Genomic DNA, 19,158 nt, shown 5'->3' with positions numbered 1-19,158 from the left:
CGGCATATCGGTGGTCACCGTAGCAGTGAAAGTGTATTCGCTCACAACGTACGCTCCGGACAAAAAAGACATCCTCGAGCGCCCGCCGAGATGGCCGGTGCGGGCGGGCGTCGGATATTCGACGCGCTCGCAAGCACCGGCCCCCGGCGCATCGGGTCAGTTGTAGATCGAGCCGAGTGACGGGAAAGTGATGTCGCCGCGCACATACTGGAACCCGTCCGGATGCTCCTGGCTCACCGGCACCGGCCAGCGGTGCCACAGGTTGCCGTACACCGCGGCGACGATCAGGCCCGGGCCCGGATCGATCGGCCGGGTGCGGATCGTGGTGTCGGCGATGATGTCCCGATGCTCGGTGAGCTGCTCGATACCGCTGCGGCCGTTGTTGAGGTTGAGCCATACGACATCCAGCCGCGCGCCCGTCTGATTCGGGGCGATCGTGCCCGGTCCGCCGAAGAACGCGAACCGGAAGCCGTCGATGTTCAGCGACAGGCCCGAGCCGTACATTCCCGGACCGCCGCCGCGGCCCACAGTGGATTCGGCCGGGATCTGGAACGGCTGGGCGGGCAGCGCGGCATCACGGGCGGCCGCGGCGACTCGCGCGTCCCCGAGCAGCCGGGATACCGCCTGTTCGGCGGCCGGATCACCGCTCGCCGCGGTGTGCAGGGCCTGCGTGGCCGAAGCCCAATCGACCTGGGCGGGCTCGGCGGTCGCGTGTCCGGTGAACAGAACAGTGGCCGCGGCGGTCCCCACGGCAGAGGTGAGGAGCCGACGGGTAAAGGCCGATATACGCATAACCAGTCTCCTTGCAGGGGTGATATCCGGGGTACTGCTCAGTGACTCGGTGTGGATGCTGCGTGGTGGTACTCGTGCCGGCGCGGCGGGAGAACGGATCCGGCGGCGCGGCACCGATCGGGACGGGCCGATCGAACAAACACTGTCACTCGGCCCCGGTGGTGTCCAGGACCGCCGCGCGGCCGGTCGGTCGCGGTTTCGTATCCGGTTCGCAGCTCATTCGCTCGGCCGGTTCGCGTCCTCGGGAGGCGACCACGACCGTGCCCGGTCGGCGCGGGGGCGGCGCAGCCGGGTCGACGATCTCGCGGCGACCGGTGACCTGGCCTTCGGGAATCATTTCCCCGATATCGTCTTCGGCACGGTCGCACGGAACGGTGCCGGAGAGACCTCTCGGGTGCCACTGCCCTGACCTACGGTCCCGGCGCTTTCGGCATCGGATGGCCGGATCGATGGAGTGGTGGGCGCTTCGTACCGCTCCGGATACGGGGGAGCGCGGTCACTCGGTCGAGACAGAACTCGTTGCCCTCGATGTCCTGCATCACGAGGCACGACTCGTTGTGTTCGTCGGCGAGCAGTACCCGCACTCGTACCGCGCCGAGCGCGACCAGTCGTGCGCATTCTGCCTCGAGTGCGGCCACGCGCTGTGCACCAACGAGCCGGTACCGACCCGCACGTCGAGATGCAGCCGATTCTTGACGACCTTGCCCTCGGGTACGCGCTGGAAGTACAGGCGTGGGCCCGCACCCGAGGGATCGACGCATGCCGAACCCTGATGCTCGTAGCCCAGCACCTCGGACCAGAATCGAGCGACGCGCTCGGGTTCCGCGCAGTCGAAGGTGACCTGGATCTGTTTGACCGATGCCATCGGTCCACGATAGAGGCGGTATTCGTCGTCCAGACGGTTCCGGACGCGAAACCGTCACTCCGGCAGGTCGATATGAGTGGCGCAGCGGCGAAAATCGCAACGGTGTCGGCGGTGCGGCCGGCGCGGTTGCGGGCAATCGTCCGGGAGCCGGCCGAGGCACTCGAGCCGAACAGACGGAACCGGTGTGATCCCCCCAGCGGACCACACCGGTTTCTCGCGTCTGACCTGCTTATTTGAGTTCGGCGCTGGTCTTGCCCAGGACCCGGCGGGCGACGATGAGCTGCTGGATCTGCTGGGTGCCCTCGAAGATGTCCAGGATCTTCGAGTCCCGGCCCCACTTCTCCAGCAGCAGCCGCTGCGAGTATCCGACCGCGCCGGCCAGTTCGACCGACTTCAGCGTCACATCCGTACCGGTGCGCCCCGCCTTCGCCTTGGACATCGACGCCTCGAGCGAATTGGGCTTCTTGTTATCGGCCATCCAGGCCGCCCGCAACGCCAGCAGGTAGGCGGACTCGTAGTCGGCTTCCATCCGCAGGAACTCGGCCGCCGCCGCGTGCTGGTTGTTGGGCGGGGTGTCGTAGGAGATCTCGATACCCGCGTCGGTGAGGATGGTGCGCAGTTCCTCGAGCGCGGCGCGGGTGACGCCGATGGCCATGGCCGCGACCATGGGGCGGGTGTTGTCGAAGGTCTGCATGACCCCGGCGAAACCCTTCTCCACGTTCACTTCCGGGCTGCCGAGGATATTGTCCTTCGGGATCCGGCAGTCCTGGAGCAGCAGCACCGCGGTATCGGAGGCCTTGATACCGAGCTTGTGCTCGAGCCGGGCCACCGACAGGCCGGGAGCGTCCCGCGGGACCACGAACGATTTGATGGCGGCGCGGCCGAGACTGCGGTCCACCGACGCCCACACCACGATATGGGTGGAACGCTGCCCCGCGGTGACGAAGATCTTCTCGCCGTTGAGCACCCATTCGTCGCCGTCGAGGACAGCGGTGGTGGTGACCGCGGCCGAATCGGAGCCGAAGCTCGGTTCGGTGATGGCCATCGAGGCCCACACCTTGCCGAACCGTTCCAGCTGTTCGTCGGTGGCCACCGCCGCGATCGCGGCATTGCCCAACCCCTGGTAGGGGATGGACAGCATCAGCCCGACATCGCCCCAGGAGGTTTCCAGGGCGTTGAGCAGCGCCGACATATTGCCGCCGTTGGCGTTGAGGAGCACGTCGGTGGAGGGCGCCTCGTCGTCGGAGCGCCCGCCGCTGGCCCCGCTGATCTTCTGCGTGCCCGAATCGCTGAGCCCGTCGACCATGGCGGCCATGGTGTCGAGTTCGACCGGGTATTCGTGCTCGCCGAGGTCGTATTTGCGCGAGATGGGCCGGAAGATCTGCGCGGCCACCTGGTGCGCCTGGTTGGCGCTGGCCCGCAGCTTCTTGGGAAGTTCGAGATTGATCATGAAAGTCTCCTGGTGAAAGAGCTGTGACGACGCCGAGAACTCAGACCAGCACCACGCCCTCGGCGACCGCGATACCCCTCAGATCGCGGTACCAGCGTTCGACCGGGTGTTCCTTGGTGAAGCCGTGGCCACCGAGCAACTGGACGCCGTCCAGCCCGAAGCGCATACCCTTGTCCGCCGCCAGCTTCTTGGCCAGCGCCGCTTCCCGGGCGAAGGTGAGGCCCTGTTCGGCGCGGGCGGCGCCGCGCAGCGTGACCAGGCGCAGACCGTCGAGTTCGATCGCGATATCGGCGACCATGAACGCGACCGCCTGCCGGTGGCTGATCGGTTCGCCGAAGGCTTCCCGCTCGTTGACGTAGGGGATCACGTAGTCCAGTACGGCCTGCCCGGTGCCGGTGGCCAGCGAAGCCCAGCCGAGGCGGGCGAGCTGGACGGCATCGCGGTAGTCGGCCGCGTGCTGCGCGGCATCGCCCTCACCCAGCACGGCGTCGCCGGCGACGGCCACATTGTCCAAGACCAGCCGGCCCAGCCCGGCCGCGCGCAGGCCCATGCTCGGATCGGCTTCCACCGACAGGCCCTTGGCATCGGATTCCACCACGAACAGGGCCGGGCGTCCGTCGAGTTCGGCGCCCACCACGAAGATCTCGGCGTCGGCGGCCGCGGGGACCAGGCTCTTGACACCGTTCAACCGGTATCCGCTGGGGGAACGCACCGCCTTGGTCTGCAGGCTGAAGGGGTCGAACAAGGCCCGCGGTTCGCTGATGACCACGGAGGCCTGGGGCACGTTCTCGCCGGTGAAGGCCGGCAGATAGGTCTGCTGCTGGGCGTCGGTGCCCCACTGGGACAGCGCGACCGCGACCCCGCTCGGCGCGAGCAGCGGCAGCGCCAGACCCATATCGCCGTGCGCGAGCGCCTCGGCGACCAGCGCATTGGTGACCGCGCCGCGTTCGGTGGCCGCGCCCTCGAGCTCCTCGGGCACGTTGATGAGGGTGATACCCAGTTCCGCGGCCCGGCCGAGCAGATCGGCCGGCGCGGCGGCCGCCTCGTCGGCGTCGTGCGCGGCCGGGCGCAGGATCTCGGCCGCGAACTCACGCACCGTCTCGACGATCATCTGCTGTTCGTCGGTGGGGGTGAGGTCGAAATAGTCCTTGGTCTTGGACTCGTTGTCCGGTAGCCGCTTGGGCGCACCACCGCCCGCGACCTTGTTGAAGGCCCGGGTGGCCGCGCCGAGGGTGCGGAATCCGGTTTTGGTGCTCTGGTAGGTGACCCGGTCGATCGGCTTGCGCAGGTTGTATTTCTCGGCCAGCTCCGAACCGGTGATGGTCGACATGACCCGCATGGCGGCGCCCATCCAGTCCCGTTTGGGTTGGTGCAGGCCCACCCCGTTCTCCTGGCGGGCGCCGTGGTGCGACCGCCGCTCGGTAGCGCTGTCTCGAATGCTCATCATCACCTGTTTCTCGCGCGGGGGTGAGGGTCGGACCCCGGGGATCTTACTGCGGAGTAAGGCTATCTTACTGCGGAGTAAGAAAGGCGTCGAGTGGTCCTTACGTCCTGGTGAGCGGACGGGTGCGCGGAATCGGCAGGTGATGAAGCCGAGAACGCCCGCCCCGGAGTCCGGGGCGGGCGTTCTCGGTCACCGGAGTTACCGCGGGTGGGAGTTGTCGTCACCCGGGCCGCGGACTCCGGCCGGCTATTCCCGCACGTACCAGCGCAGGGTCGCGTAGGCGGTGAGACCGGCGAACAGTACGCCGACCGGCATCACCATGAGGGCGGTGGTGAAGATGTCGTCGAAGGTGATCTGCGGAAACACATTGCTGGCGAACAGATCGCCCAGGGCCCGGTCGATCACCAGTGGCCGGGCCACGAACAGGCCCACCGTGGCCAGCAGGCCGCCCGCCAGCGCGGCGGCCACCGCTTCCAGGAGGAACGGCAGCTGGGTGTACCAGCGGGTGGCGCCCACCAGGCGCATGATGCTCACCTCCGTACGCCGGGTGAAGGCCGCGATCTGCACCATGTTCGCGATCAGCAGCAGTGCGGCCACGGCCTGCAGCAGCGCCATACCGAACGCGGCATTGCGGAGTCCGTCGAACAGGCTGACCAGCCGGTCCACGATGTCCTTGTCATTGCGGACCATGCCGACGCCGGGCCGCTCGTAGAACTGCTCGTAGATCGTCGGGTACAGCGACGCGTCGGTCATCTTCACCCGCAGTGAGGCCGGCAGCGGCGTCTCGCTCACGTACTCGGCCAGTTCCGGCTGATCCTTGAAGGTTTTCTCCTTCGCCTCCCGGACCGCCGCGTCCCGATTGAGGTACTGCACGTTCTCCACGCCGTCGACGGCCTCGAGATCGGCCATGAGGGTTCGGCACGGATCGTTCACACAGTCCGGATCGGTGGCGGAGACGTCCTCGGTGAGGTACAGCCGCACCTCGAGCCGGTCCAGGAAGTACTGCTCGGTCTTGTCGGCGATCCGCACCGCCAGCAGACCGCCGCCCAGCATGGTCAGCGAGACCGCGGTGGTCAGGATCATCGCGATGGTCATGGTCACATTGCGGCGCAGCCCCTCGGAGACCTCGCCGAACAGGAATCCCGCCCGCATTACCGGCGCACCTCGTAACCACCGTCGGCCTGATCGCGGACCAGATGGCCGTCGTAGAGTTCCACCACACGCCGGCGCATACCGTCCACGATCAGCGGATCGTGGGTGGCCATGAGCACGGTGGTGCCCATCCGGTTGATGTGCTCGAGCAGCAGCATGATCTCGTAACTCGTCTCGGGGTCGAGGTTGCCGGTGGGTTCGTCGGCCAACAGGACCAGCGGCCGGTTGACGAAGGCCCGGGCGATCGCGACCCGCTGCTGTTCGCCGCCGGACAATTCGGTGGGCAGCCGGTCGGCCTTGTTACCCAGCCCGACCAGTTCGAGCACTTCGGGCACGGTCCGGTCGATGAACTGCCGGCGTTTTCCGATCACCTCCAGGGCGAACGCCACGTTCTGGGCTACGGTGCGCTGCTGCAGCAGCCGGAAATCCTGGAAAACACACCCGATTCGCTGCCGCAATCGCGGCACCCTCCGCCCCGGCAGCCGATCGACCCGGAAATCCGCGACCGAGATCTCGCCCGCGGTCGGTGTCTCCTCTTTGAGCAGCAACCGCATGAAGGTCGATTTGCCCGAACCCGACGGACCGATGAGGAAGACGAACTCACCCTTGTCGATATGGACGTTGATGTTTTCCAGCGCTGGTCGCGTAGCGGTCGGATACGACTTGCTGACGTTGCGCAGGGTGATCACGAGGAGACAGTGTAACCATTCGATAACGAAGCGGCCCGCGGGCCGTGTCGCCGCCGCTACCGGACGGGAATCACCTGGACAGGGACCTGATGGACGGCGGGTACGGCGGGAGCGGGCGCCGGCTTCGCGGGGGCGATCTGATCCGGCTTCACGAACAGGTACAGCACGAAGGTCGCCACCCAGCCGCACGCCAGGACCAGCGTCGATCTACGGGCGCGCATTCAGGCCCTCCCGGCGCATGGCCGCGGCCACGCGCACCCGTAGCTCGCGACTCACCTCGAACTGTTTACCCGGCAGCGTCCGGGCGACCATCCGAATGTTCATCTGGTCCACGGTCAGGTCCTCCACACCCATCACCGTCGGCTCGTCGAGCAGCAGTGGTTCGAGGCGGGGGTCCTGGTAGGCCTGGCCGCCCACCTCGTGCAGCACTTCGTTGATCCGGATGATATCGGCACTGGCCGAGACCGGGACATCGATCGCCGCGCGGGCCCAATCCTTCGACAGATTGGTGACTTTCACGATCTGGCCGTTCGGGACGGTGATCACCTCACCGTCCGGGTTACGCAATTTGGTGACCCGCAACGTCACATCCTCGACCGTGCCCTCGGCCGGATCCTGGATACCGGTCACCGCGATCCGCACCACATCGCCGAATCCGTACTGCCGTTCGGTGATGAGGAAGAACCCGGCCAGGATGTCCTGCACGATGCGCTGCGCGCCGAAACCGAGCGCGGCACCCAGGACCGCCGCCGGCGCGACCAGGCCCGACATCGAGAAGCCGATCCGCCCCAGGACCTCCATGGCGACCAGCACATAGGCCACGGTCAGCACCACCCAGGTGAGCACCTGCGCCAGCGCGTGCCGGTGCTTGGCCTCCTCGGAGCGGACCAGCGCGTCACCGCCGCGGAACCCGGAATCGATCTTCTGCGTCACCCGGTCGCGGACGTAGGTGGCGAAGCGGGCGAACAGCATCGCGCCGAGGACCAGCAGCACGATCTCCAGGCCGGACGACCGCAGCCATGAGGTGACCTCCGAGGATGCCGCCAGCGACAGCGCCAGGGCCTCCGCCCCCTCCGAATGCATCAGACCACCTGCTCTCCCGTGCATCACCGAAACGGCTTGCGGCGACCCGGAATCGGGACCGCTAGCTCTCCTGCAGCACTGTACTCATCCGCCAGCGGATTCCGGATTCGATGAATCCGTCGATATCGCCGTCGAGTACCGCCGAGGGGTTGTTGACTTCGTAGTTGGTGCGCAGATCCTTGACCATCTGGTACGGGTGCAGCACATAGGACCGCATCTGGTTGCCCCAGGACGCGCCCTCGTTGGTCTTGAGCGCATCCATCTGGGCGCGCTCCTCCTGCCGTTTGCGTTCCAGCAGTTTGGCCTGCAGCACCCGCATGGCCGACACCTTGTTCTGCAGCTGGGATTTCTCGTTCTGGCAGGTCACCACGATCCCGGTGGGGATATGGGTGATCCGCACCGCCGAGTCGGTGGTGTTGACGCTCTGGCCGCCGGGCCCGGAGGATCGGTAGACATCGACCCGGATATCGGTTTCCGGGACCTCGATATGGTCGGTGGTCTCCACCACCGGCAGCACCTCGACCTCGGCGAAGGAGGTCTGGCGGCGGCCCTGGTTGTCGAACGGGCTGATCCGGACCAGGCGATGGGTGCCCATCTCCACCGAGAGGGTGCCGTAGGCGTACGGCGTCTTCACCGCGAACGTGGCGCTCTTGATGCCGGCTTCTTCGGCGTAGGAGGTGTCGTAGACCTCGACCGAGTACTTGTGCCGGTCGGCCCAGCGGATGTACATGCGCATCAGCATCTCGGCCCAGTCGGCCGCGTCCACGCCGCCCGCGCCGGACCGGATATTGACCAGCGCGTCACGTTTGTCGTACTCGCCCGACAGCAGGGTGCGGACCTCGAGGGCCTCCACATCGGTGTGCAGTGCGGACCGCTCGGCGTCGGCGTCGGCCAGTGCGCTGGTCTTCGCGTCGCCTTCTTCTTCCTCGGCCAGCTCGTAGAGCACCGGCAGATCCTCGAGCCGCTGCCGTAACTCCTGGACCCGGCGCAGTTCGCCCTGGGCGTGCGAGAGCTCACTGGTGACCCGCTGCGCGTGATCCTGGTCGTTCCAGAGCTCGGGATCGGCGGCCTGGTGCTCCAACTCGTCTATGCGGCGGCGCAGCTCCTCGATATCGAGGACCGATTCGACGGTCTTGAGGGTCGCGTCGAGTTCGGCGAGGTCGGCGGTCACGTCTGGATGCACGGTGTTCAAGGCTACTAGGAGCGTCGGCCGGGGTGTACCGCGCGGCCCGCGGAGACCGCCGCCGGTCAGCTCGGGACGGCCCGCAGGTTGCCGGGGTGGTGGCCGGCCAGGCGGTCCAGAGCGGCGGCCGTGGCCGGATCGGCGGGCAGGTGGACGATCAACTGCTGATCGTCGTCGGCGAAAAGGTCCAGGGTTTCGAAGGCCAGCCGCAACGTCCCGGCGGTGGGGTGCGCCATCCGGGTCACGCCGGTGGCGGCGGGCAGATTGGGCACCGTGGCGACCCGGTCGGTGAACGCCGCGCCCGCGGTGATGGTGAGCTGGTCGGCCAGCGCCGCGATCTCCGGGTCGGCGCGGAAGGGGCCCTGTTTGAGGGTGGCGACCAGGTGGTCGGCCAGATGACCCCAATCCGGGTAGACCTCTCGGGCCCGCGGATCGGTGAAGGTGAAATGAGCGAGATTGGACCAGTGCTCGCCGTCCAGCGCGCCGGTCGGCTCCATCAACCTGCGGTAGCCCTCGGTGCAGGCCAGCACCTCGGTCAGCCGGTTGACCACGACCGCTGCCGCCGGTTCGAGCTGATCGAGCAGCGCCCGGATCGTCGGCCGGATCTCGCGACCCGGCCGGGCCCGGCCCATGCAGTTGAAACCGGTATCGGCCTTGGTCAGCCGGTACAGGTGGACACGCTCCGCGGAGGTGAGTCCCAGTGCGTCGGCCAGCGCGGCGAGGACCTGGGGCGAGGGATTACGGTCCCGGCCCTGCTCGAGCCGGGTGATGTATTCGACGCTGACCCCCGCCAGCGTGGCCAGTTCCGCCCGGCGCAGTCCGGGCGCCCGGCGGCGTGCCCCGGTGGGCAGCCCCACCTGGGCCGGTGTCACCGCGTCGCGCCTGCTGCGCAGGAACAGGCCCATCTCGTTCTCGCTCACGGTCCCACGGTAGCGGCGGGCCGGCCGCGCAGGGTGGCCGTGGCAGTACCACTCTCGGCGCGGTCTCCCACCGCGGCGTCCGGCGCGGCAGATTCGACCTCGGGCGGCCACCGGGCCGCCGGAGAAGAACGGAGCAACACCATGACCACAATGCCGCTGCGTCTCGCGGTGATCATCGGCAGCGTCCGCGAGGGCCGCTTCGGACCGGTCGTCGCCTCGTGGATCGCCGCCCAGGCCGCCCGTGACACCGGGTTCGAGATCGACGTGATCGACCTGGCCGAGGCCGAGATCCCGCTGGCGCTGCCGGCTGTTCCGCCGGCGATGGAACCGAACCCGCCGCGCCCGGCCGGTATGCGGGACCTCTCCGAGCGGCTCGGCGCCGCCGACGCGTTCATCATCGTGACCCCCGACTACAACCGCAGTTTCCCGGCCTCGCTGAAGGCCGTCATCGACTGGCATTTCACCCAGTGGCAGGGCAAGGCCGTCGCGTTCGTCGGCTACAGCGGCGCCAGCGGCGGCCTGCTGGCCATCGAACAGTTGCGCCAGGTGTTCAACGAACTCGACGCCCACACGGTGCGCGAGTACGTGTCGTTCCCGCGCTATTACCTGCTGTTCGGGGAGGATGGACAACTGCACGCGCCCGAGGAGCCCGAAGCACAGGCGCAGGCGATGCTGGACCGGTTGCGATGGTGGGCCGAGGCGCTGACGGCGGCCCGGGCGGTAGCGGCCTGACCCGGGGTGCGCACAGCGAGCGCGACGGCACGGCGCGCGGCCGCATCCGGACCGACTCGATAGTGTTCGGGTGTGGCTGCTCACTCCTCTGACCTCGAACTCGCATTGCGGCTGGCCGACGAAGCGGACGCGATCACCCGGGAACGGTTCCGCGCGCTGGACCTGAAGGTCGATGCCAAACCGGACCTCACTCCGGTATCGGATGCCGATCTGGCCGTGGAGGAGGCGATCCGCCGGATCCTGCGGCACGGCCGCCCCGAGGACTCGGTCCTCGGCGAGGAATTCGGCGGCACAGCCGAGTTCACCGGCCGGCAATGGGTCGTCGATCCGATCGACGGCACCAAGAATTTCGTGCGCGGCGTCCCGGTGTGGGCCACTCTCATCGCCTTACTGGAGGACGGTGTGCCGGTGGTCGGTGTGGTGAGCGCGCCCGCGCTGGCCCGCCGCTGGTGGGCCGCGACGGGGCAGGGCGCATGGTCGAGTTTCCATCCCGGCGCGCCGCAACCGATCACTGTCAGCGCCGTCTCCGATCTCGGCTCGGCCAGCCTCGCGTTCTCCAGCCTGTCCGGCTGGCGCGACCGCGGCCTGCGTGAGCAGTTCATCGATCTCACCGACGATGTGTGGCGGGTCCGCGGTTACGGCGACTTCTTCAGCTACTGCCTGGTCGCCGAGGGGGCGGTGGATATCGCGGCCGAACCCGAGGTGTCGCTGTGGGATCTGGCCGCGCTGGACATCCTGATCCGCGAAGCCGGCGGTACTTTCACCGCCCTCGACGGTCGCGACGGCCCGCACGGCGGGGACGCGGTGGCCTCCAACGGGCGGCTGCACCAGCAGGTTCTGCTTCGTCTCCGCGGCTAGTCCGCCGCTCCCGCTCGCGACCGCACACCGCCGTACGGGCTCGGCACCGTGCTCCGCCCCCGGGCCGCGCCGGTGGACGCGAGCTGCGCCGAGGGCCGACGATGGGTTGATGTCGCTCAGTACGCACGAAGCCGACCTCTTCGAGGGCGCCCGGGGCCGTCTGGAGGCGATCGCCTACCGGCTGCTGGGGTCGGCCGGCGATGCCGAGGACGCCGTCCAGGAAACGTTCCTGCGGTGGCACGCGGTGGACCGGGAGCGGATCGAGACACCCGAGGCATGGTTGACGAAGGTGCTCACCAACCTGTGCCTCAACCAGCTCACTTCCGCGCGGGCCCGGCGGGAGACCTATGTCGGACAGTGGCTTCCGGAGCCGGTCCTGGCGGGGAACCCGATGCTCGGTCCCGCCGAGACCGTCGAGCAGCGCGAGTCGGTCTCGCTCGCGATGCTCACCGTGATGGAGCGGCTCACCCCCAACGAGCGCGCGGTGTACGTGCTGCGCGAGGCATTCGGATACCCGCATCGGGAGATCGCGGAAATCCTCGATCTCACCGAATCGAATTGCCAGCAGATCTACCGGCGGGCCGCACAGCATCTCGGCGGCCGGTCCCGGACCGAGGTAGACGCGGGGGCGGGCCGCGCGGCGGATCGCCGAGGAATTCCTCGTCGCCGCCCTCAGCGGCGATACCGAGCCGCTGGTCCGGCTGCTCACCGGTGACGTGGTCAGCGTGGCCGACGGCGGCGGCGCCGTTCCGGCCCGTCGGACCCCGGTGATGGGGGCGGCCGCGGTGGCCCATTACCTGCGCAATCTATTCCGTCCGACCGGCGCCGAACGCGCCTTCGTCGGCGCCGACCTCACGTTCTACGCGGCCGTCCTCAACGGCGATCCCGCGATCGTGATCGAGGCCGGCGGCCGGGTCTACGGCGTCCTGTGCCTCGAAATGGCTCCCTCGGGGATCGCCGCGTTGCACGTACAGGTCGCGCCCGCGAAGCTGGCGCATCTGACCAGGGAATGGGTGGCTGCCGGGCCCCACTCCCCGCTCGACGTACGGTGGTGACCCGCCTAGCCCATGGTCTTGGCGCCGTCGATCGCCTCGCGGATGATGTCCGCGTGACCCGCGTGCTGCGTGGTCTCGGCGATGATGTGCAGCAGCACCCGGCGTGCCGACCAGTGGGTCTCCTGGAACCAGGGGGCCTTGGGCAGCGGGCACTTCGTGTCGAGATCGGGCAGGGTGGCCACCATTTCGTCGGTCCGCCGTGCCACCTCCTCGTAGGCCGCGAGCACCCCGGCGAGCGTTTCGCCGGGCAGCATGCGGAATTCGTTGTCCCGGGCCGCGAAATCCGCGGCGGTCATATCGTCGAAGTCCTTCGAGACCGCGGCGCCCGCCACGAAGAAATCCGCCCAGCCGCGTTCGACGCCGGTCACATGCTTGATCAGGCCGCCCACGCACAGTGCACTGGGAGTGGGGCGGGCCGCGGCCTGTTCCTCGGTCAGCTCACGGGCGGTGAAGCGCAGGAAGAAGCGCGCGGCCCGCAGTTCGGCGAGCAGGTCGGCGCGTTCGCCGGACAGGGTCGCGGCGGTATCGGTCCGGGGGAGGGTGGAGTTCTCGCTCAAGGTCATCGCCTTCCGTCAGGGGTTCGGTGGATTCCGTGCTCGAGAAGCACCGTATGACCCCTAGCGGTCACTTTCCGACCTCAATTGAGCCGGTAGTGCGGATTGTCCATAAATTGGCTCTGAGCGGGCAATGTGTATCAGCGCCGAGTGGCGTCGGCTGGTGTGAGGTCGACACCCGGTGGCGGGCTCAGCCGCCGCAACGCCCCATCCATCCCGGTCACGAACAGTGCCCACGATCCGCCGTCGCGGGCGATCCGCACCGAGGTGGTGCCATCGGGCACGGTCCGGACCGGGTCGGGCCGTCTGATCAGGCCCGTGATGATCGCGCATCCGGTCCCCGTGGCCGGGTCCACCCGATAGATCGCGCCGACTCCGTGATCGGCGACGTACAGGTCACCGGCGCGGGTGGCCTCCATATCGTCGGGAACGGTGAGCAGGTTCGGCGGCCCCGCGACCACCTGGGCGTCGGCGGGCGAACCCAGGGGGATCCGGAAGATCCGCATGGTGAGATTGTCCGTGTAGATCGACTGCCCGTCGGGAGCCAGAGCCAGGCCGTTGGTCAGCGGGAGCGGTGACCACGATTCGGTGAACTCGCCGGTCGACGGCCGGTACCGGGCGATTCCGGTGGGCGCCCGCGAAAGCCCGATCGTGCTGATCAGCAGGTCCCCGTCGGGAAGCAACAGCAGGCCGTTCGGGCCGTTGAGCCCGGTGCGGAGCACGCTCACCGCGCCGGTGTCGAGGTCGTAGCGTTGTAGTGTGCCCGGCGGATCGGTCACCCCGTCGCCGGTCAGGAAGTACACCGAGCGCCCGGCCACGCGGACGCCCGCCGGATGCTGCAGCCCGGTGACCAGCTTCTCGAATTTCCCGTCGGCCGATACGTGGGCGAGGTAGCCGTCGACGAGGCCGGTGACATAGAAGCCGCCGGCCCCGTCGGAATCCAGGTTCTCCAGATTGCCGACCCCCTCGACGATCGTGGTCGCCTGCCAGCCGTCGGCGCACATGGCCGGGAACTCCTGTGCGTGCGCGGGCGCCGCGCTCACACAGGCCGCTGCTGCCGTAATGGCGGTGACCATCGCCCACCGGGCACGCGATCGCATTCTGGATGCCATATCGGACAACCTAAGTGATCGGCGGCGGTACCGCGGGATTCGCGCGGCGCGTGGTCACGGTGTCGGCGGCCGGAGCGGGACCCGGTTCATCCACATGTGTGCACTACGCGCGCGACCTCGGCGTCCGCGCCGGACGCCCCCCGGGTTGTCCGGCGGTGCTCGTAGGATGGGCCGCGTGGAAGCCCCCGAAGCCCCGACCGTGCCCGTTGCCGAGTCCGGTGCCGAATCCGATGCGGCACAGCGGATTCTGAACCGGGTCTTCGGTTACGACAGTTTCCGGGGCGAACAGCGCGCGATCGTCGACCAGGTGATCGGCGGCGGCGACGCACTGGTGCTCATGCCCACCGGCGGCGGCAAATCGCTGTGCTATCAGATTCCCGCGCTGGTCCGCGACGGCGTCGGAGTGGTGGTTTCCCCGCTGATCGCGCTCATGCAGGACCAGGTGGACGCGCTCAGCGCGCTCGGGGTGCGGGCCGGCTTTCTGAACTCCACCCAGTTCCCGGACGAGCGCCGCACCGTGGAAGCGCAGTTCGCGGCCGGCGAACTCGATCTGCTGTATCTCGCGCCGGAGCGGTTGCGCATGGAATCGACCGCCCAGCTGCTCGACCGGGGCCGGATCGCGCTGTTCGCGATCGACGAGGCCCACTGCGTCTCGCAGTGGGGTCACGATTTCCGGCCCGACTATCTGGCGCTGTCCATGCTGCACGAACGCTGGCCCGACGTGCCCCGGATCGCGCTCACCGCGACCGCCACCGAGAAGACCCGCGACGAGATCATCACCCGGCTCGACCTGGGCGGTGCCCGGCGCTTCGTGGCCAGTTTCGATCGGCCGAACATCCAATACCGCATCGAACCGAAGAACCGGCCCGATCGGCAGCTCCTAGAGTTCCTGCGCGCCGAGCACCCCGGCGATGCCGGCATCGTCTACTGCCTGTCCCGCAACTCCGTCGAGAAGACCGCTGCGTTTCTCACCGAGAACGGTATCCGGGCGGTCCCGTACCACGCGGGCCTGGACAATCGCACCCGCGCCGAGAACCAGGCACGCTTCCTGCGCGAGGAAGGCCTGGTGGTGGTGGCGACCATCGCCTTCGGTATGGGTATCGACAAACCCGATGTGCGTTTCGTCGCCCACCTCGACCTGCCCAAATCGGTCGAGGGCTACTACCAGGAGACCGGACGGGCCGGGCGGGACGGGCTGCCGTCCACGGCCTGGATGGTCTACGGCCTGCAGGACGTGGTGCAACAGCGCAAACTCATCGAAACCTCCGAGGGCGATGCCGCGCACCGCCGCCGGTTGCAGCTGCACCTGGACGCGATGCTCGCCCTCTGCGAGACGGTCGACTGCCGCCGGGCCCAGCTGCTGGCCTACTTCGGTCAGCCGCCGCAGCCGTGCGGGAACTGCGACACCTGCCTGAACCCGCCCGAATCGTGGGACGGCACCGTCGCCGCGCAGAAACTGCTCTCGGCGGTACTGCGCCTGAAACGGGAGCGCGGGCAGAGCTTCGGCGCGGGTCATCTCATCGATATCCTGCTCGGCAAGAAGAACCAGAAGGTGCAGCAGTACGACCACCACGAACTCAGTGTGTTCGGTGTCGGCACCGATCTGCGCGATACCCAGTGGCGCGGGGTGGTCCGGCAGCTGCTGGCCCAGGGGCTGCTCGCGGTCCACGGGGATTACGGGGTGCTCACGCTGACCGAGGCCAGCGAAGCCGTCCTCTTCGACGGCCGCACCGTCGCGCTACGCCGCGAACCGGAGCGGCCCACTCCGGCGCGGGCGGCGCGCAGCGCGAAAACCGGCCGGGCCGCACCCGCCGATCTCGATACCGCCGACACCGCGCTGTTCGAGAAACTGCGGCAGTGGCGGGCCGATACCGCCAAGGAACAGGGTGTCCCCGCGTACGTGGTGTTCCATGACGCCACGCTTCGCGATATCGCCGCCCGCAAACCCGCCGATCTCCGGGAACTGGGCACGGTGAACGGCGTCGGCGAGAACAAGCTGGCACGTTACGGAGAGCAGGTTCTGGAGGTGCTGGCGGCCGGATGAGGCATGGGCGGGCGGAAGCCGCTGTGGCAGAACCGCTTTCATCCGATGATTCCTCCCGTCAGTGACGATAGGGGCCTGGACAGAGGACCTAACCTGGCAGTATGTCCAACAAGCACACTCCGTGGTCGCGGTCACGCCACCGCGCGGGCTTGTCCGCCGAGCAGTTCGGCGGTGTGGACCCACGGGTTATTCGGGCCGCGACCAATCGCGCGCCCCGGAATCGCCCGGCGGTTGCCGGGGCCCTCGGATCGGTGCGGCTACTCGGAGCCGCCGCGTACGACTCGGGTCTCGGGGCCGGTATGTGGGACGAGGACGTCGCGTCCGACAGCGAGGACGATCTATCCGAATGTCCGCCCGGCCGTGCGCCGGCCGCCGCGTCGGGTGGATCACCCACGGCGGCCGGGCGACCGGAACCCTATCCGGAAGGATCTGGGTCCACGGATCGTCCCCCCGGCCCCGCCCCGGAGAGATACCGGCCCGCGGAACCCGCTGCCGACGACGGCGGCCGGCGGTGGGTTGTGCCCGATCCGCCGGCGGGGCACCCCGCACGCATACCGGCCACCCCGGCGGCGAGCGCGCAGAGCGCCCATTACGCGGCTCCGCCTCCCGCGCCCGCGAATCCGGCGTGGACCGTACCGAAGACCCAAGTGCCGGAATTGCTTCCGGTCGGGGGTCACGCACTGCTCGGCCTGTGTCTCGGGATTGCCGTGCTGCTCGCCGTGGGGTTCTTCTACCTCGGGCGGACGACCGATACCGACCAGGCCGCCGCCCCGACCGCGGCCATCGCCGCCTCGACCATGGCACCCCGCGAGAGCGAGGCTCCGACTGCGAAATCCCCCGATATCGGGGCCGGTTTCGTCTGGGGGAAGGTGCTGACCAACGACGGCACCACCCTTACGGTGAAGAGCGAGATCAGCCATTCCGAGGTCGTGGTGCACACCGACGACCACACCAAGGTCTACGTGCTGATCGCCACCACCATCGAGGCAATCGCCGAGGGTGCCCCGATCATCGTCTACGGCCGTAAGCACGCCGATGGCTCGGTCTTCGCCGACACCATCACCGGCGTATCACTCCGGGCGCTCGGAACACACTAGCCGGGGCGCGGGCGGCCGGAATCACCGTGAATCCGTGCCCTCCGGCCGGGCCCTCCCCGGAAAATACGGAACCAGCGGCCATTAATCGACCGCAATTCGAGAACAATCGACGGTATGGCCAATACGAGCACGCGGACGCTGCGTCTGCTGTCGCTGCTGCAGACCCACAAATACTGGCCCGGCACCGAGCTGGCGCAGCGGCTGGGAGTCTCGCCGCGAACCCTGCGGCGCGATATCGACCGGCTGCGCGACCTGGGGTATCCGGTGGAAGCGCAACGCGGTGTCGACGGTGGCTACCAGCTCGCCGCGGGGGCGGCGCTGCCGCCGCTGATGGTCGACGACGACGAAGCCGTAGCGCTCGTGGTCGGACTGCAGTTCGCGATGCAGGGCATGGTGGAGGGTGTTGCGGAGTCCTCGGTGCGCGCGTTGGCGAAGGTGGTGCAGGTGATGCCGCCCCGGCTGCGCAAGCGGGTGGAGGCGATCCGGGCCATGACGGTGCCCGCGGACTGGGAGGGCGGCCGTTCCGCTGCCGCCCTCGATCCGTCGGCTCTCGCCGCGGTGGCCCTGACCTGCCGTGACAGTGAGCGGTTGCGTTTCACCTACACCGCCGCCGACGGCCGCCGCAGTGAACGGCACGTCGAACCGCACCGCCTGGTCGCTCTGGGCCGGCGCTGGTATCTGGTGGCGTTCGACCTGACCCGCCACGATTGGCGCAGTTTCCGGGTCGACCGGCTCACCGACCCGGCAGGCGACGGAGCACGCTTCCGCCCCCGGGAACTGCCCACCGCGGACGCCGCGGAATTCGTCCGTTCCGGCGTGGACAATATGCCGCATCTGTATCGGATCGAAGCGCTGGTCGAAGCCCCGGCGGAGTCGGTCCGGCAGCGTCTCGGACGCTGGGGCAGTGTCGAGGCGATCGACGCGGGCCGCTGCCGGATCGCCATGACCACCGACTCGCTGGACTGGCCCGCCCTGACACTGGGCTCGCTCGATGCCGAATTCCAGGTTCTGGAACCCCCGGAACTGATCGAGCACATCCGAGTCTGGGGCGAACGCTTCTGTCGCGCCTCCCGGCGACCCGCCACACCGTCCGCCCCGTCGTGAGCGGCCCGGCGGAGATCAGTCGGTGCCGGTGGCCCGGACGGCCCGCAATCGGCGGGACGGCTGCTCGTCGGCCCGCGGTGCGGTGGTCCCCGCGGCGACCTCACCGGTGCGCAGCGCGTCCACGAATTCCGTGGTGGCGGTGGCCAACAGCTCCGGATGGGAGAACGGCATCCAGTGCCCGGCCGGTACATCGCGGCGCCACAACCGCGAGACCCACCGGCCCGTATCGTCGTAACCGGCGGGCCGCACCGCGATATCGCGACCGGCGACAATGAGCTGGACCGGTACGTCGGTGGTCCGTTCGCGCGGGTTCAGCAGGTGCGCGAGGATATTCGCCCGGTAGATGAGCAGACCGTCGACCATATCCCGCTTCAGTGTCGGGGCGAAGAAGATCGTCGAGGGTGCGGTGTCGTTCATGAGCTGGATGACCCGGCGCCAGCGGTGCTCGGTGGCGAGCAGGCCGAACGCCAGCCGCGGCAGACGGGGTGTCATGAAGAACCCGGTATAGGCCGAGGACAGCAACTGGGTGAACGGCTGCCAGATATTGCGCGGGCTGGGCCGGCCGAGCCGGTCGCGTACCCATTTGCCCAGGTGGTCGAGGTTGGGGCCGGAGACCGAGGTGAACGAGGCGATGCGCCCGACCGCCCGCGGCTCGCAGACCGCCTCCCAGACCTGGACCGAACCCCAGTCGTGCGCGAGGACGTGGACCGGCCGGTCGGGGCTGACCGCGTCGGCGACCGCGAAGAAGTCCGCGGCCAGTTCCGCGAGCCGGAAATCGGCGACCCGGCCGGTGCGGGTCGAGGCCCCGTGACCGCGGGTGTCGTAGGCCACCACGTGGAATCGCCCGGCCAGCAGCGGGATCACCCCGTGCCAGAGGTGGCTCGTATCGGGCCAACCGTGTACCAGCACCACGGTGTCGGCGGCCGGGTCGCCGTATTCGTAGACCGCGAGGTCGAAGGCGCCGCTGCGCACCGTGCGCCGGGTCGCGATGGGTTCGTTGCCGGATTCGGTCACGCTGTACTCC

At 68.7% G+C, this 19,158-nt stretch carries 20 protein-coding genes and 1 pseudogene; 8 read left to right on the top strand and 13 right to left on the bottom strand.

Features of this window, described 5'->3' with window-relative positions; all coding sequences use genetic code 11:
• Positions 1–156: 156 nt before the first annotated feature.
• Positions 157–792: a hypothetical protein gene (locus tag IG75_RS0123410; RefSeq protein ID WP_030523451.1), complete on the bottom strand. Its 636-nt coding sequence runs from the start codon at positions 790–792 to the stop codon at positions 157–159.
• Positions 793–811: 19 nt separating this feature from the next.
• Here IG75_RS0123410 and IG75_RS0123405 point away from each other — a divergent pair, with 19 nt between their 5' ends.
• Entirely contained in the window at positions 812–1,201 is a 390-nt protein-coding gene (locus IG75_RS0123405) for a hypothetical protein (RefSeq protein ID WP_030523452.1), read from the top strand.
• 1 nt (position 1,202) lies between these two features.
• Here IG75_RS0123405 and IG75_RS36540 read toward each other — a convergent pair.
• The 9 genes and pseudogenes from IG75_RS36540 to IG75_RS0123360 form a co-directional block, all read right to left on the bottom strand.
• Positions 1,203–1,657 (bottom strand): annotated as a pseudogene (locus IG75_RS36540) (VOC family protein).
• 229 nt (positions 1,658–1,886) lie between these two features.
• Positions 1,887–3,107, bottom strand: a complete 1,221-nt coding sequence (locus tag IG75_RS0123395; protein WP_030523453.1) for an acyl-CoA dehydrogenase family protein — start codon at positions 3,105–3,107, stop codon at positions 1,887–1,889.
• Between the two features lie 40 nt (positions 3,108–3,147).
• Entirely contained in the window at positions 3,148–4,557 is a 1,410-nt protein-coding gene (locus IG75_RS0123390; RefSeq protein ID WP_036514990.1) for an acyl-CoA dehydrogenase family protein, read from the bottom strand.
• A gap of 240 nt (positions 4,558–4,797) precedes the next feature.
• Positions 4,798–5,703: a permease-like cell division protein FtsX gene (gene ftsX / locus IG75_RS0123385; protein ID WP_030523455.1), complete on the bottom strand. Its 906-nt coding sequence runs from the start codon at positions 5,701–5,703 to the stop codon at positions 4,798–4,800.
• Complete coding sequence (gene ftsE / locus IG75_RS0123380; protein WP_030523456.1) at positions 5,703–6,392, bottom strand: cell division ATP-binding protein FtsE; 690 nt, start codon at positions 6,390–6,392, stop codon at positions 5,703–5,705. The genes ftsX and ftsE overlap by 1 nt, the downstream gene beginning before the upstream one ends.
• Before the next feature lie 56 nt (positions 6,393–6,448).
• Complete coding sequence (locus IG75_RS39285; RefSeq protein WP_156059088.1) at positions 6,449–6,613, bottom strand: Rv3103c transmembrane domain-containing protein; 165 nt, start codon at positions 6,611–6,613, stop codon at positions 6,449–6,451.
• Positions 6,600–7,475, bottom strand: a complete 876-nt coding sequence (locus IG75_RS0123370) for a mechanosensitive ion channel family protein (RefSeq protein WP_030523457.1) — start codon at positions 7,473–7,475, stop codon at positions 6,600–6,602. Before IG75_RS0123370 ends, IG75_RS39285 begins: the two co-directional genes overlap by 14 nt.
• Before the next feature lie 61 nt (positions 7,476–7,536).
• Positions 7,537–8,658: a peptide chain release factor 2 gene (prfB, locus tag IG75_RS0123365; protein WP_030523458.1), complete on the bottom strand. Its 1,122-nt coding sequence runs from the start codon at positions 8,656–8,658 to the stop codon at positions 7,537–7,539.
• Between the two features lie 65 nt (positions 8,659–8,723).
• Positions 8,724–9,578, bottom strand: coding sequence for a helix-turn-helix domain-containing protein (locus IG75_RS0123360; RefSeq protein WP_030523459.1), 855 nt, complete (start codon positions 9,576–9,578; stop codon positions 8,724–8,726).
• A 141-nt stretch (positions 9,579–9,719) separates the two neighbouring features.
• On the opposite strand from IG75_RS0123360, the gene IG75_RS0123350 reads away from it, so the two are divergent.
• From IG75_RS0123350 to IG75_RS40385, 4 genes are all read left to right on the top strand, one after another.
• A complete protein-coding gene (locus IG75_RS0123350) occupies positions 9,720–10,310 on the top strand; it encodes an NADPH-dependent FMN reductase (protein ID WP_030523460.1) in 591 nt (196 codons plus the stop codon).
• Between the two features lie 72 nt (positions 10,311–10,382).
• On the top strand, positions 10,383–11,168 hold the full coding sequence (gene hisN, locus IG75_RS0123345) for a histidinol-phosphatase (protein WP_030523461.1): 786 nt from the start codon (positions 10,383–10,385) through the stop codon (positions 11,166–11,168).
• Positions 11,169–11,277: 109 nt separating this feature from the next.
• Positions 11,278–11,883 (top strand): sigma-70 family RNA polymerase sigma factor, encoded by a 606-nt coding sequence (locus IG75_RS40390; protein ID WP_245713273.1) that lies wholly within the window; start codon positions 11,278–11,280, stop codon positions 11,881–11,883.
• A gap of 10 nt (positions 11,884–11,893) precedes the next feature.
• Positions 11,894–12,223 (top strand): sigma-70 family RNA polymerase sigma factor family protein, encoded by a 330-nt coding sequence (locus IG75_RS40385; protein WP_245713274.1) that lies wholly within the window; start codon positions 11,894–11,896, stop codon positions 12,221–12,223.
• A gap of 5 nt (positions 12,224–12,228) precedes the next feature.
• Here the strand turns inward: IG75_RS40385 and IG75_RS0123335 are convergent, their stop codons facing one another.
• Complete coding sequence (locus tag IG75_RS0123335; protein ID WP_030523462.1) at positions 12,229–12,786, bottom strand: DinB family protein; 558 nt, start codon at positions 12,784–12,786, stop codon at positions 12,229–12,231.
• Positions 12,787–12,917: 131 nt separating this feature from the next.
• The gene (locus IG75_RS0123330; RefSeq protein WP_245713275.1) at positions 12,918–13,889 is read right to left on the bottom strand and encodes an SMP-30/gluconolactonase/LRE family protein; all 972 of its coding nucleotides are present in this window, start codon (positions 13,887–13,889) and stop codon (positions 12,918–12,920) included.
• 175 nt (positions 13,890–14,064) lie between these two features.
• Between IG75_RS0123330 and recQ the strand changes: the two genes are divergently transcribed.
• The 3 genes from recQ to IG75_RS0123310 all read left to right on the top strand — a co-directional run bounded on the left by recQ (position 14,065) and on the right by IG75_RS0123310 (position 18,134).
• Positions 14,065–15,933, top strand: coding sequence for a DNA helicase RecQ (recQ, locus tag IG75_RS0123320; RefSeq protein ID WP_030523464.1), 1,869 nt, complete (start codon positions 14,065–14,067; stop codon positions 15,931–15,933).
• Between the two features lie 647 nt (positions 15,934–16,580).
• Positions 16,581–17,030 carry a hypothetical protein gene (locus tag IG75_RS39280; RefSeq protein WP_156059090.1) on the top strand — a complete coding sequence of 150 codons (450 nt, stop codon included), beginning with the start codon at positions 16,581–16,583 and terminating at the stop codon, positions 17,028–17,030.
• A gap of 114 nt (positions 17,031–17,144) precedes the next feature.
• Complete coding sequence (locus IG75_RS0123310) at positions 17,145–18,134, top strand: helix-turn-helix transcriptional regulator (RefSeq protein WP_030525948.1); 990 nt, start codon at positions 17,145–17,147, stop codon at positions 18,132–18,134.
• A gap of 15 nt (positions 18,135–18,149) precedes the next feature.
• Here the strand turns inward: IG75_RS0123310 and IG75_RS0123305 are convergent, their stop codons facing one another.
• Complete coding sequence (locus tag IG75_RS0123305) at positions 18,150–19,148, bottom strand: alpha/beta fold hydrolase (protein WP_081877099.1); 999 nt, start codon at positions 19,146–19,148, stop codon at positions 18,150–18,152.
• Positions 19,149–19,158 lie beyond the last annotated feature (10 nt).

The sequence above is a fragment of the Nocardia rhamnosiphila NBRC 108938 genome, from assembly GCF_000720425.1.
Classification (GTDB): Bacteria; Actinomycetota; Actinomycetes; order Mycobacteriales; family Mycobacteriaceae; genus Nocardia; species Nocardia rhamnosiphila.
This window is presented reverse-complemented; position numbering and strand designations above follow the sequence as displayed.

Excerpts from the sequence above, each read along its gene's own strand:
- IG75_RS0123350 (WP_030523460.1), top strand. The coding sequence starts at position 9,720 with ATGACCACAATGCCGCTGCGTCTCGCGGTGATCATCGGCAGCGTCCGC.
- IG75_RS0123395 (WP_030523453.1), bottom strand. The coding sequence starts at position 3,107 with ATGATCAATCTCGAACTTCCCAAGAAGCTGCGGGCCAGCGCCAACCAG.
- IG75_RS40390 (WP_245713273.1), top strand. The coding sequence starts at position 11,278 with ATGTCGCTCAGTACGCACGAAGCCGACCTCTTCGAGGGCGCCCGGGGC.
- IG75_RS0123335 (WP_030523462.1), bottom strand. The coding sequence starts at position 12,786 with ATGACCTTGAGCGAGAACTCCACCCTCCCCCGGACCGATACCGCCGCG.
- IG75_RS0123370 (WP_030523457.1), bottom strand. The coding sequence starts at position 7,475 with ATGCATTCGGAGGGGGCGGAGGCCCTGGCGCTGTCGCTGGCGGCATCC.
- IG75_RS0123330 (WP_245713275.1), bottom strand. The coding sequence starts at position 13,889 with ATGGCATCCAGAATGCGATCGCGTGCCCGGTGGGCGATGGTCACCGCC.
- ftsX (WP_030523455.1), bottom strand. The coding sequence starts at position 5,703 with ATGCGGGCGGGATTCCTGTTCGGCGAGGTCTCCGAGGGGCTGCGCCGC.
- IG75_RS39285 (WP_156059088.1), bottom strand. The coding sequence starts at position 6,613 with ATGCGCGCCCGTAGATCGACGCTGGTCCTGGCGTGCGGCTGGGTGGCG.
- IG75_RS0123410 (WP_030523451.1), bottom strand. The coding sequence starts at position 792 with ATGCGTATATCGGCCTTTACCCGTCGGCTCCTCACCTCTGCCGTGGGG.
- IG75_RS0123310 (WP_030525948.1), top strand. The coding sequence starts at position 17,145 with ATGGCCAATACGAGCACGCGGACGCTGCGTCTGCTGTCGCTGCTGCAG.